This is a genomic window from Dyadobacter ginsengisoli DSM 21015, assembly GCF_059568735.1.
The window spans coordinates 521,509-534,256 of sequence record NZ_JCANTY010000007.1 but is presented as its reverse complement, the minus strand read 5'-3'; the positions used below and the strand labels follow the sequence as shown (position 1 = coordinate 534,256).

Sequence of the window (12,748 nt, the reverse complement as noted above, 5' to 3'; positions counted from 1 at the left end):
ACATTATTAATGCCAAAGGCCATCATGATCGTCATGGTGGCCTTTTTAATTTAATGCTGGGCTAATGCGATAGTAAGAATATGAAAACGTCTGCAACCGCCCGTCATCAATGTTCGTGCACACTCCTCGAGGGTAGCGCCGGTGGTGAGGACGTCATCGATAAGGATGATGCTTGCTGGTGAAAAACCCTGTTCGACAGTAAAAACCCCTTTTACATTCTCCCTGCGTTCGAATTTGCTTTTGCCGGTCTGGGTAGCCGTGTGCCGGATCCTTTCCAGCATAGTTCCAGACCATGGAATACCCGTTGCATTCGAAAGTCCCTCCGCCAGCAGATCGCTTTGGTTATAACCGCGAAGTTTCTTTTTTTTCCGGTGCAAAGGCACACTTAGGATGATTTCCGCATCAGGAAGGTGTCCGGAGGCCATTAATTCTTGTCCGAACATGTATCCGAGCAATATTCCGACTTCCCTGCCACCCTTGTACTTCAGGGCATGCAACAACTTCTGAACTTTGCTTCTTTTGGTAAAAAGCAGAAAGCAGTACGTTGAGATCACCTCGGGCAGGTTTACAAACTTGAATTGCAACGACTCGCCATTGAGCATCTCATAGCCCGCCCGTGGCAAGGAAATACGGCACACGGTGCAGATTGTTTTTTCGTTCCCCTCCAGAACCTGATCGCAGCTTTCGCAGCACCGTGGAAAGATGAGATCGGCAAAGTCGCGGAGGAATTGTTTCACATTCATTTTATAAATTTTCAATGGGTGAATTTCAACCGGTCTGAATACCTTTGCACGACAAAAATCAAATCGCCGCACATGACAACACTGATCGTAAATGCACAGGTCGTAAATGAAAACCAGGTTCAGTATTTAGACGTGATAATTGAAAATGGTCACATTAAAAAAATCGGGAAGGATTTGCAGCACTTGGCAGCGGACAGGATTGTTGACGCAAAAGGACTTTACCTGATGCCCGGGGTGATTGATGACCAGGTGCATTTCCGGGAGCCGGGGCTTACACATAAAGCTAATATCTACACCGAATCGAAAGCTGCTGTTGCGGGTGGAGTGACTTCTTTCATGGAGATGCCTAATACGGTACCCAATACGCTTACACAGCAGTTGCTGGAAGATAAATACCAGATTGCCGCCAATACCTCTCTGGCTAATTACTCCTTCTTCATGGGCGCCTCCAACGACAATTACGAAGAGGTAATGCTTACGGATCCTACACAGGTTTGTGGGATCAAGATATTCATGGGATCGTCGACCGGGAATATGTTGGTCGATGCACCCGAGGTGCTTGAAAAGATATTTGCGAATGCTCCCTGCATTATCGCGACACATTGCGAAGATGAGCCAACCGTAAAGTCCAGAATGGCTTATTTCAAAGAAAAGTATGGAGACAATGTACCTTACGATATTCATGCATTGATCAGAAATGAGGAAGCTTGCCTGACATCGTCTTCATTTGCAAGCGCACTGGCTCACAAGCATGGCACGCGGCTGCATATCCTGCATATTTCCACCGGAGACGAAGTACATTTGTTTGAAGTAGGTACCCGGAGCAATGGAAAGATCTTGCTGGCGGATGGCAAACCGAAGCTGGTCACCGCTGAGGCCTGTGTACACCACTTGTGGTTTGATGCGGAGGATTACCGAACGCTTGGCAACAAAATCAAATGTAACCCGGCCATTAAGGCACCTCATCATAAAGAGGCGATCTTACAAGCGGTTCTTGACAACCGTATCGACGTAATCGCGACTGATCACGCGCCTCATACCATCGAAGAAAAGGCGCAGCATTACTGGCAGGCACCGTCGGGGCTACCGTTGGTGCAGCATACCTTGAACGTCATGCTGGAATTGAGCCGTAATGGCAAGATTTCGATAGAGCGCGTTGTTGAAAAAATGAGCCATGCCGTGGCTGATTGCTTTGATATCAGAGATCGGGGATATATCCGGGAAGGCTATTGGGCCGATCTGATCCTGGTGGACCTGAACGCAACTACGGTGGTAAGCCCTGAGAATGTCTATTCCAAATGCGGCTGGTCGCCTTTTGAAGGTACGGAGTTCCATTCACAGATTACCCATACATTCGTATCGGGGCACTTGGTTTATGAGAACGGGCAATTCGATGAAACCGTGAAAGGAAAGCGGTTATTGTTTAGTCGCTAGGTAGTCGTAATAAAAGCGGATCACGTTCAGGTCTGCTTCTGTCCAGTCGAGCGATGGGAGATCGGCGGGATCCAGCCACAGGATTTGTTCGTGTTCGGTGAGCGTGAAATCTATCGTATCGACCTTGCATATAAATGGCACAAGGATAATTTCGCGCCAACCCTGGTCTTTTGAGGTTTCAGGAAGCTTGTGGATGATTTCGACGGTCACGTTGAGCTCTTCCATGATTTCGCGGAACAATGCCTGCTCATCTGTTTCGCCTTTTTCGAGTTTTCCGCCTGGAAATTCCCATTGGAGGGGGAAGGATAGTGCCGCGCTCCGCTGCCCGGCGAGTACTTTTCCATCATGTTCTATCACAGCACAAGGCACTCTCACAACTAACTTTTCGGAAACCAGTACTTCGATCATAGAGGCGGTTACACTAATTTACCGCAAAATTACTATTTCTATTCCTATTTTGTATCCAATTGTTAAAACTTCTTAAAAAGTTAAAGTTCAGAATAATTCGCCTGAACGGTGCCGCGGCAAAATGCCTAAATGTTTGAAGGCCTTCTCAGTAACTTCGCGCCCCCGGGAGGTGCGTTTCATGTAGCCTTCCTGGATCAGAAAGGGTTCGTAGACTTCTTCGATGGTTTCCGCTTCCTCTCCGCAGGCTGTCGCGATGGTCGACAAACCGACCGGGCCACCTTTGAATTTCTGTATGATGGTACTGAGAATCCGGTTATCCATTTCGTCCAGGCCATTCTGATCTACATCGAGTGCCTGTAACGCCATTTCGGCAATGGCTACATTGATTTGTCCATTTCCCTTCACCTGCGCAAAATCCCGGGTACGGCGTAGCAGGTTATTGGCAATGCGGGGCGTTCCCCGGCTTCTTCTCGCGATTTCGTAAGCTGCATCTTCTTCCAGCGGCGTTCCCAGTATCGCGGCTGAGCGTTTGAGAATGGATGACAGCAGTAGTGCATCATAATATTCCAGCCTGGCATTGATCCCGAATCTTGCACGTAAGGGAGAGGTAAGCATTCCTGCGCGTGTCGTCGCACCGATCAATGTAAATGGGTTCAGCCCGATTTGAATGCTTCGTGCATTGGGACCACTGTCGAGCATAATGTCGATTTTGTAATCCTCCATAGCCGAATAAAGATATTCTTCAACGACCGGATTCAGCCGGTGTATTTCATCGATAAACAACACATCGTGCTCCTGCAGATTGGTAAGTAATCCGGCGAGGTCGCTGGGCTTATCCAGCACGGGGCCGGAGGTGATCTTGATACCCGAACCCAATTCGTTTGCAATAATGTTGGAAAGGGTGGTTTTACCCAAACCCGGCGGGCCGTGTAGTAAGACGTGGTCCAGTGCATCCCCCCGCTGGCGGGCTGCCTGTACGAAAATTTTCAGGTTTTCAAGAATTTTATCCTGTCCGGTAAAGTCTTCGAAAGACAATGGCCGCAAGGCGCGTTCAATGTCTTTATCCGTATTAGAAAGGTTCTCTTTATCTCCGGACAGATAATCCTGGCGCATAGTCGGTTGAATAGACAGTGAAAACCAGCCGCCCATGGTGAGGGGCAGCTGGTTGTTATTATTTAACCAAAAATAATCGTTTTAATTAGCAAAAGGAAGGACTATCGGATGATCATCACCGAGCCACGCTTCACGACCGGCGCCCGTTCGGGATAGTAGAGTGCCTCATAGGATAGTACGTAGGGATAGCTTCCCGGCTGCACCTTGAGTCCTTTGTAGGTGCCATCCCACCGGCCCTCGATATCTGTTGTGGCGTAGATCACCTCTCCCCAGCGGTTGTAAATCCGCATCGAGAACTTCGTGTAGTAGGCTCCGAATATTTCGAGTATTTCATTATGACCTTCTCCGTCGGGGGTAAATGCATCGGGGATAAAGAAGCGGGGCTCGCATTTATCCTCAACCTTGGTAGATTGTTCGGTTACGCAACCTTCTTTATTGGTAGCCCTCACAATGTAGGTACCCTCCTGGTTCACCGTAACCGTTCGGGTTGTGTCACCTGAATGTGGCCAGAGATAGGAGTAAGGGCCTTGTCCCGCAGCATCCAGTATCACGGATTGGCCATCGGGGATACATATCGCATTTTCAGGAGCGAGGTTCAGGATGGGTGATGGCAACTCGCCAACTGTTAACGTGTCCGAATTATAGCAATCGTTGCGATCTTTTACCACCACGAAATAGGATCCGGGCTGGCTGATAGTCACCTCACGGGTGTCTTCACCTGTACTCCATTTGTATTCGATCCAGCGGTCGCTGCCCACACGGAGGACAATGGAGCTGTCCCGGCATAATGTTGTGTCAGGGCCAATAGAAAAGGCTGGTGGTTTGCGCAATGTAATTTCAATGGTGTCAGCCGCATAGCAATCTCCTTGCGGGCCGTTGAAAGCGATGGCTATGTAACGTCCGGTGGCGGTGGCATTATAGGTTTTTCCACGTCCGACAACCCTTCCGCGGTTAATCCACGCGTATACTTCCGCCTTAACTTTCATATCCAGAGGCACATAGGCGCCGCAGGTGTCTTTGTCGGGGCCCAGATCGATGTTCGAAGGTGTTTCGTAGATCGTAATTTCCTGTACAATGGTAGTATCCGTACATTTATTAGTAGCCCGCATTGCGACTTTGTAGATACCTGGTTCTGTATACGTGTAAGTCGCCTGCTGCTGCTTAGAAGGTGCTGTAAAAGACCCATTTCCGAGAAAATCCCATGAATACTGATCTTCGATAGGGTCGCACATCGGGCTGGCCTGGAATGTGGTCGGTTCATTGGTACAGAAACCATCTGCTTCAAATCCGGGCCCCTGAGACTCCTGGGTGAAGTCCTGAACCATATTGGGAAGCCCTAACTGGCTGTTCTTACCACCCAGATTGACCCCGTCTCGTTCATAGTCAACGCCGGTCAGCGAATTTCCTTCCGGCTCCCCTATGACAGCCAAATATTCACTCCCCTGGATGGCCATATAAATCCTTCCATCGGGCCCGAACTGTAATGCTCCGTATTTCTGAGTTGAAGAACTGTCAATGGTGATGGCGGTCTCGGTCAGCAGACTATCAGGCAAAGTCAGATCGTATTGTTTCAGATACGATTTCGTGCCATTTTCTCCCTGGAACGATACGTACATTTTCTCTCCGCTTGGAGAAAACTCAATTCCGTAGGCAATAGGTGGTGCAGGGCCGAGATCCATCGTTTTGTCGTAAGTCAATGTGCCGGTGGAGTCGTTGAAGCTGAATAATTCGACGTAGTTTCGGGCCGGGCCGGGGATGACGACCGCAAGCCTGCGCTGACCGGTGGTGCTGTCTGGCGATGAGAACTTCATGTAGCCTTCGGCCTTGTGCAGGCTGTCATGCGCCATCCCGAGTTCAGGCGCATTCACTTCCACGAGCCCGCCTTCGGTCGCGTGGAAAATGCGGAATTTGTTGGTGCCATAATCGTGGGAAACTACCCAGTAAGTGCTGTCGCGATCATTACGCACAGAAGCAATACGCTCTGTTGTAGGTTGCTGCAATGTGGTATTTTGCTCGATGATCGCTCCTAAGCCATTGTTTCTCCGCATATCTACCACGCTGACAGTCAGTAGTTTTTCTCCGTTGATATCCGAGGTTGTGAACACATTATACAGATATTCACAGCCCTTACAGGTCGGTTGCGGAACGATCAGAACAGATTGCGTAGAGTTCGGGCTCCCTTTCATCGGGACGCACGTTCCCGTAAAACAGGGCATAACATCCCCGTTTTTGTTCCAGATCGTAATTCCGTCGGAATAGAAGAGCAGCTGACCTTTCGTGTTGGAGATGGACGAGGTTCCTTCGGGTGTATTCAGCTTTCCATCCGTGAGCGGTGTGGGCGGGCTATTCGAGAAATCCAGACCTGCATTGCCTCCGAAATACCACTTGGCGCCTTCCTGATTGGTGGGCTCCATACAGATCTTAACATTGATACGGTCCTGGATCTTACAGCCATTGGGAAGGATTACTTCTACTGAATAGCATCCGGAACTGTCGACCTTCAACGTTTGGGTTGTATCGCCTTTGGGGTACCACACGTATCGGGCACCATCCGGTGCTCCATTGGGATATGGGTCAAGAATGAGTGTATCACCTTTGCAGATCGTTGTATCGGTTTTCCACTGCTGGAACTGAGGGGGCAATTCTCCGATATGAACTACTTTTGAGACCAGTTCCGTGGATCCGCTTTTCAATGTACGGGTAAGGGTGACGTTGTAGGAGCCGGGAGCCATGTAGGAGTGCTGAGGGTTACGCCGGGTGTCGGTAGCACCGCCTTCCCCGAAGTTCCATCGCCATGCGGTGGCCGTTGAAAGTGTATCTCTGAAAGAAGTGGAATCAGCTTCGCAATCGGGGTTCTGCATACATTGCCCCTGTACCAGAAAAGGCGTTTGAGCTTGTGCAAATGCGGCAGATAGCAGCAAGAGCAAGGACAGAATGTAAAAAAAGTGCTGGTACCTATTATAAAATCGCCCCATGTTTCGTTACTTGTTCAAACACCCCTAGCCATCTCTTGGAATATTCAGATTACCCGACAATACTAACGAAAATAAAATGTTAAAATTTTGTGCGGGATTGTCGTGAAAACCACTCTAATTTGAATATTAATACGCAATTTGAGGATATTTTGTGAAATTAATCAGGTAAATTTTTTGTGCCGGAAAAGGGAATACTCTTCAGAAACCGGCAAGCCGATAAATCTATGATCAAGCGTTTACTTACTCTCTTCATACTGACACTGCTTTGCCTGAAAGGTTGGAGCCAGGATCCGCAATTTTCGCAGTTTTATGCGAATCCGTTATATCTGAATCCGGCTCTGGCCGGAGGTGCCCTTGCGCCCCGTGCTACCATCAATTACCGCAACCAATGGCCTTCACTCTCAGCGAATTTTGTGACCACCTCGATTGGTGCGGACATGTTTTTACCTAATCTGAACAGTGGCGTAGGGGTTTTGGTTACCATGGACAGCCAGGGACTGGGAAATCTCAAATCGACTGAGGCGGCATTGCAATATTCCTATCAGATACAATTTAATGAGCTCACATCGCTTCGTCTGGGAATCCAGGGAGGGATTGCTTCGAGAACGCTGGATTACTTCGGCCTTACGTTTGGTGATCAGTATAATAACGGCGGATTAACCGGGCAGCCATCAGAGGACCCGTTTGCCAAGGGTGGCCCCAACGTGTTCTATGCCGATTTTGGTGCCGGTGCGATGCTTTATTCGGATTGGTACTGGGCAGGCGTTTCCGCCCATCACCTGAACCGGCCCGACCAGGCTTTTTCTGATCTTTCACAGGCCCGTTTGCCGGTAAAGGCAAGTTTACAGGCCGGGTTACGCATTCCTTTTGCCGGATATACTTTTCTGGGAGATGAAATTGACAAGGAAAAGACGATTTCTCCCGCCATTATGTATAAAAAACAAGGCAAGTATGACCAATTCGATGCAGGAATGTATGTGACTATTGAGCCGCTTGTGATCGGGGCATGGTACCGGGGTATTCCGTTTAAAAAATATGCGCAGAATATCAATAACCATGAATCCCTGATTTTTCTTGCGGGATATCGTCAGGATAAGTTCTCGATCGGATACAGCTACGACCTAACCATCTCTACGTTAGGCGCAGGAAGTGGCGGGGCTCATGAAATATCCCTTTCATACATATTCGCTCCCCTGGAATCCAAGCCAAGACGTTCCAAAAGCAGCAAGCGGCAGCTCTCCTGCCCGAAATTCTGACGTTCTAAGAAAAAAATTAGTAGCAGCGGGCAATAGGGTAAACTTTGTCAGAGGGAGTCTTTTCTGGTGGTTATCCACTATTAAAAAGACATCCCAATATATGTCCAGCTTCCGAACCTTTACTTTACTTAGCGTTCTAACACTCCTGACAACCGCATTGAGCGCTGTTGCAGCACCTCCCAAGCGGGAATTTTACGAGATTAAAATCTACCATCTTAAGAATGCGGAACAGGAATCCCGTGTCGAGGTATTTCTGAAAGATGCATACATCCCGGCGGCACATCGCGCGGGCATCAAAGACGTAGGTGTTTTCAAGCCGGTTGCTTCTGACACAATGGCCGGCAAGTTAATTTACGTGCTGACACCTCTGAAGTCACTGGACCTGTTACTGTCGTTGCCCAAAACGCTGGATAAGGATCAGGCCTATGTGTCGGCAGGAAAAGACTACATCGATGCGAACTACAAAAATCCGCCTTACGCCCGTTTCGAATCCATCATCTTGCAGGCGTTTACAGAAATGCCGGTTCATTCAAAGCCTAATCTCGATGGCCCGAAAAGTCAGCGCGTTTACGAGTTGAGAAGTTATGAGGGCCACACGGAGAAGATTTATCAGAACAAAGTAAAAATGTTCAACGCGGGTGGTGAGGTCCCGCTGTTCGTGCGGTTGGGCTTCAATGCTGTTTTCTATGGTGAAGTCATATCCGGCAGCCACATGCCAAACCTGATGTATATGACGACATTTGCGGACAAAGCGTCACGGGATGCGCATTGGAAATCCTTCACGGAAGATGCGGAATGGAACAAACTGAAGGTGAATCCGGAATATCAGAACAACGTATCAAAAAACACCAGCTTCTTCTTGTATCCCACCGAATATTCGGATATATAGCATCTGAAACGGTTCAAATCATTCTGAAATGATGAATTGGGCAAGATCCGTTTTGGACAGGCTGATTCGTCATTTTTTGTTTAAATCAATATTATGAAAGCTGCAATATTAAAGAACCTTCATGAGCCTTTGGTGATTGAAGAAATGCAAAAGCCCAATCCCGGCCCCGGTGAAGTACTTGTTGAGGTGAAGGCAGCATCGCTCAACCACCGGGACGTATGGATTCAGAAAGGACTTTATCCCAGAATAACAACACCTATTATTCCCGGCTCGGATGGGGCAGGTGTTGTGACAGAGGTAGGTGACGGGGTGGCGAAAAGCTGGATTGGAAAAGAAGTCATCATCAACCCGTCTCAAAATTGGGGTGATAACCCTGATTTTTATGCAGAAGATCACAAAATCCTGGGCCTTCCCGATAATGGTACATTTGCCGGTTATGTGAAAACGGAAGCGAGGTACCTCGCAGAGAAACCAGCACATTTGTCGTTTGAAGAGGCAGCTGCGCTTCCGATGGGCGGTCTCACAGCCTGGCGCTCGCTGGTGACACGCTGCCGGTTCAGGCAAGGTGACCGGGTACTGGTGACTGGCGCAGGTGGCGGAGTGGCATTATTCGCAATCCAGTTTGCAATCGCGGCAGGAGCAGAGGTATGGGTCACTTCCGGCTCGGACCAAAAAATTCAGAAAGCCATTGAAATGGGAGCCAAAGGAGGCATCAACTACAAAAACCCTACCTGGTTCCGCGACCTGCTTGTGAAGGCGCGTGGGCCAAAGACCGGATATTTCAATGTGATTATCGACAGCGCAGGCGGTCCCGGATTTGCAAAACTGATCGATATTGCCGCGCCGGGTGCCCGCATTTGTTTCTATGGCGGTGGAACGGGCAACATTACCGACATTGTTCCGGCGAAAGTATTTTTCAAACAGCTCAATATATATGGCAGCACAATGGGTACCGAGCAGGAGTTCGCCGATATGGTGCAGTTTGTCAGTGAAAAGCGGATCGTGCCCATAATTGATAAAATATTACCGCTGGAAGAAGCCGAGCAGGCGCTCCGTTATATGGACTCCGGCCAGCAATTCGGCAAGATCGTACTTTCAGTATAAGGCTATTTCCGGATCGATTCGATCGCGGCGCGGACGCTTCCATGCTCATCGAGCAGCGATTGTGCCTCGTCGGGCGAGATATTCAGTTCATCAATGATCATATTCAACGCCCTGTTGACCAGTTTTTCATTGGTGAGCTGCATGTCCACCATTTTGTTTCCCTTCACCTTCCCCAGGCGGATCATGACCGAAGTAGAAATCATATTAAGGGCCAGTTTCTGAGCTGTACCGGATTTCATTCTCGTGCTCCCGGTCAAAAATTCGGGGCCAACCACTATTTCCACGGGATATTCGCAGGCTTTGGCCACTGCCGAGCCGTCGTTGCACACCACGCAGCCGGTCAGCAAACCCGCACCGCGCGCTTCATTCAAACCGCCGATCACGTAAGGCGTGCGGCCTGAGGCAGCTATTCCTATTAATGTATCATTTTCGTTGGGCGCGTAAGCCGCAAGATCTTTCCACGCCTGGTTCCAATCGTCCTCGGCGTTTTCAACAGCCTTGCGAATGGCCGTGTCGCCTCCGGCGATAATTCCGACCACCAGATCGAACGGAACGCCAAATGTAGGCGGGCATTCCGACGCGTCCACGACACCCAACCTACCGCTGGTTCCGGCACCGATGTAAAACAACCGGCCGCCATTCTTCATCCTCGGGACGATCTGCTCTACGAGCGCTTCGATCTGCGGGATCGATTTCCGGACGGCATGAGGCACAGTCTGATCTTCGGCATTGATGGAAGTCAGCAGGTCGTGAACACTCATTTTTTCAAGATCATTATAGTTCGAAGACGATTCGGTTGTCAGCATTGCGGTTCGTGGTTTTTGGAATTCAAAATTAAATGTTTTCCGATAACGATCCTGCACCGGGAAGAAATTTGGTATTTATCATAGATTTATAACAAAAAATCCTCTCAATGTTTGGAAAATAAAAAGATAGCCTCCTAATTTGTAACACCAAGTTAAAAACGGCGAAATTTCGCTAGACTTAAATGTTACGCTAAAATGAAATCAACAATTATCGTCCCGGTCCTAATTATCGTCACGCCAAAAGCGTGAGTGGGATGATAACACATATCTGGCACCTCACTCACACCAAAGAGTGGGGTGTTTTTATTTTAAATACAATCATTCACCAATGGCGACAGAATTAAACAGATTTTCGAAGACCCTGACCCAGGAAGTTACCAATCCGGCCGCACAGGCAATGCTTTATGGTATTGGTTTGAAAGAAGAAGACTTTGTTAAACCACAGATCGGGATTGCCAGCACAGGTTACGAGGGTAACCCCTGCAACATGCACCTGAACGGCTTGTCGGTGTACGTGAAGCAAGGCGTAACTGCCAATGACATGGTGGGTTTGATCTTCAATACGATCGGAGTTTCGGACGGTATGACCAACGGTAACGACGGTATGCGTTACTCGCTTCCGAGCCGTGACATTATCGCCGATTCGATCGAAACAGTCGTTGCTGCGCAGTGGTACGACGGCGTGATCGCGGTGGTGGGTTGTGATAAAAACATGCCTGGTGCTATTATGGCGATGGCGCGCCTGGATCGTCCCGCGATCATGGTTTACGGCGGTACCATCCGCTCGGGACATTATAAAGGACAAAAACTCGACATCGTTTCGGCATTCGAAGCGTTGGGTAAGAAATTTGCGAATAACATTTCTGACGAAGATTATAAAGGAGTAATTCAAAATTCAATTCCCGGCCAGGGAGCTTGCGGCGGTATGTATACTGCCAACACCATGGCTTCTTCGATCGAAGCAATGGGACTGAGCCTGCCGTTCAGCAGCTCTTACCCGGCTACGCACGAAGGCAAGCAGGAAGAATGCAAGAAGATTGGCGCTACCATGAAGAACTTGCTCGAACTGAACATTACGCCGAAAGATATTATTACCAAAAAATCGCTGGAAAACGCATTGACAGTGGTAATGGCGCTCGGCGGCTCAACCAATGCGGCATTGCATTACCTCGCGATCGCACGTGCGGCCGACATTCCGCTGACTTTGGACGATATTCAGGTGATTTCAGACCGGACACCGTTTATAGCGGATTTGAAGCCTAGCGGTAAATATTTCATGGAAGACATCCTGGAAATCGGCGGTGTTCCTGCGGTAACCAAATATTTGTATTCCAAAGGCCTGATCCACGGAGACTGCATTACTGTAACTGGTAAGACGGTAGCAGAAAACCTTGCGGAAGCTCCTGATTTGAACTTCGAGACCCAGAAAATGGTGTTCCCGATTGAAACACCTATCAAGCAATCCGGCCACATTCAGGTACTTTACGGTAACCTGGCGCCAGATGGGGCGGTTGCTAAAATTACCGGTAAGGAAGGTCTGACATTCGATGGCGAAGCGAAAGTGTGCGAGCATGAATCGGAGATCATTGAAATGCTTTCCAAAGGCGAAATTAAGGCAGGTCACGTGGTGGTGATCCGTAATGCAGGTCCAAAAGGCGGTCCGGGCATGTCGGAAATGCTGAAACCAACTTCTGCCGTAATGGGCGCAGGCCTGGGCGACAAGATCGCGCTGATCACCGACGGTAGATTCTCGGGAGGTACCCACGGTTTCGTGGTAGGACACATTACCCCGGAAGCATTTGACGGCGGCCCGATTGCCCTCGTGAAAGACGGCGACCGCATCAGCATCGATGCCAACACCCGCGTACTGACCCTGCACATTTCCGATGAAGAAATGGCAACCCGCAAAGCAGCCTGGGTACAACCCGCGCCGCGCTTTACAAAAGGTATGCTGGGAAGATATATCAGAACCGTGAAATCAGCCAGCGAAGGTTGCGTGACTGACGAAGCGTAAAATTAA

The 12,748-nt window shown here is 49.1% G+C and carries 10 protein-coding genes; 5 read left to right on the top strand and 5 right to left on the bottom strand.

Translation table 11 applies throughout. The annotated features are described in order from the left end of the window. Positions 1 to 50: 50 nt before the first annotated feature. A complete protein-coding gene (locus tag BP71_RS27120; protein WP_496384703.1) occupies positions 51 to 743 on the bottom strand; it encodes a ComF family protein in 693 nt (230 codons plus the stop codon). Between the two features lie 72 nt (positions 744 to 815). Between BP71_RS27120 and BP71_RS27115 the strand changes: the two genes are divergently transcribed. Beyond that, positions 816 to 2,177, top strand: a complete 1,362-nt coding sequence (locus BP71_RS27115) for a dihydroorotase (protein ID WP_496384702.1) — start codon at positions 816 to 818, stop codon at positions 2,175 to 2,177. Here BP71_RS27115 and BP71_RS27110 read toward each other — a convergent pair. The 3 genes from BP71_RS27110 to BP71_RS27100 form a co-directional block, all read right to left on the bottom strand. Further along, positions 2,160 to 2,585 (bottom strand): (deoxy)nucleoside triphosphate pyrophosphohydrolase, encoded by a 426-nt coding sequence (locus BP71_RS27110; RefSeq protein ID WP_496384700.1) that lies wholly within the window; start codon positions 2,583 to 2,585, stop codon positions 2,160 to 2,162. The two genes, BP71_RS27115 and BP71_RS27110, sit on opposite strands and share 18 nt — an antisense overlap. Before the next feature lie 87 nt (positions 2,586 to 2,672). Beyond that, positions 2,673 to 3,698, bottom strand: coding sequence for a Holliday junction branch migration DNA helicase RuvB (gene ruvB, locus BP71_RS27105; RefSeq protein WP_496384699.1), 1,026 nt, complete (start codon positions 3,696 to 3,698; stop codon positions 2,673 to 2,675). A 101-nt stretch (positions 3,699 to 3,799) separates the two neighbouring features. Beyond that, positions 3,800 to 6,625 carry a PKD domain-containing protein gene (locus BP71_RS27100; RefSeq protein ID WP_496384698.1) on the bottom strand — a complete coding sequence of 942 codons (2,826 nt, stop codon included), beginning with the start codon at positions 6,623 to 6,625 and terminating at the stop codon, positions 3,800 to 3,802. A 272-nt stretch (positions 6,626 to 6,897) separates the two neighbouring features. Here BP71_RS27100 and BP71_RS27095 point away from each other — a divergent pair, with 272 nt between their 5' ends. The 3 genes from BP71_RS27095 (at position 6,898) to BP71_RS27085 (ending at position 9,922) form a co-directional block, all read left to right on the top strand. Beyond that, a complete protein-coding gene (locus BP71_RS27095) occupies positions 6,898 to 7,929 on the top strand; it encodes a PorP/SprF family type IX secretion system membrane protein (RefSeq protein WP_496384697.1) in 1,032 nt (343 codons plus the stop codon). Between the two features lie 100 nt (positions 7,930 to 8,029). Beyond that, the gene (locus tag BP71_RS27090) at positions 8,030 to 8,818 is read left to right on the top strand and encodes an NIPSNAP family protein (protein ID WP_496384696.1); all 789 of its coding nucleotides are present in this window, start codon (positions 8,030 to 8,032) and stop codon (positions 8,816 to 8,818) included. Between the two features lie 93 nt (positions 8,819 to 8,911). Beyond that, positions 8,912 to 9,922, top strand: coding sequence for a zinc-binding dehydrogenase (locus BP71_RS27085; protein ID WP_496384695.1), 1,011 nt, complete (start codon positions 8,912 to 8,914; stop codon positions 9,920 to 9,922). Between the two features lie 2 nt (positions 9,923 to 9,924). On the opposite strand, the gene murQ is transcribed toward BP71_RS27085, so the two are convergent. Further along, on the bottom strand, positions 9,925 to 10,728 hold the full coding sequence (murQ, locus tag BP71_RS27080) for an N-acetylmuramic acid 6-phosphate etherase (RefSeq protein WP_496384694.1): 804 nt from the start codon (positions 10,726 to 10,728) through the stop codon (positions 9,925 to 9,927). A 328-nt stretch (positions 10,729 to 11,056) separates the two neighbouring features. On the opposite strand from murQ, the gene ilvD reads away from it, so the two are divergent. Then, positions 11,057 to 12,742 carry a dihydroxy-acid dehydratase gene (ilvD, locus tag BP71_RS27075; RefSeq protein ID WP_496384693.1) on the top strand — a complete coding sequence of 562 codons (1,686 nt, stop codon included), beginning with the start codon at positions 11,057 to 11,059 and terminating at the stop codon, positions 12,740 to 12,742. The last annotated feature ends 6 nt before the right edge of the window (positions 12,743 to 12,748 follow it).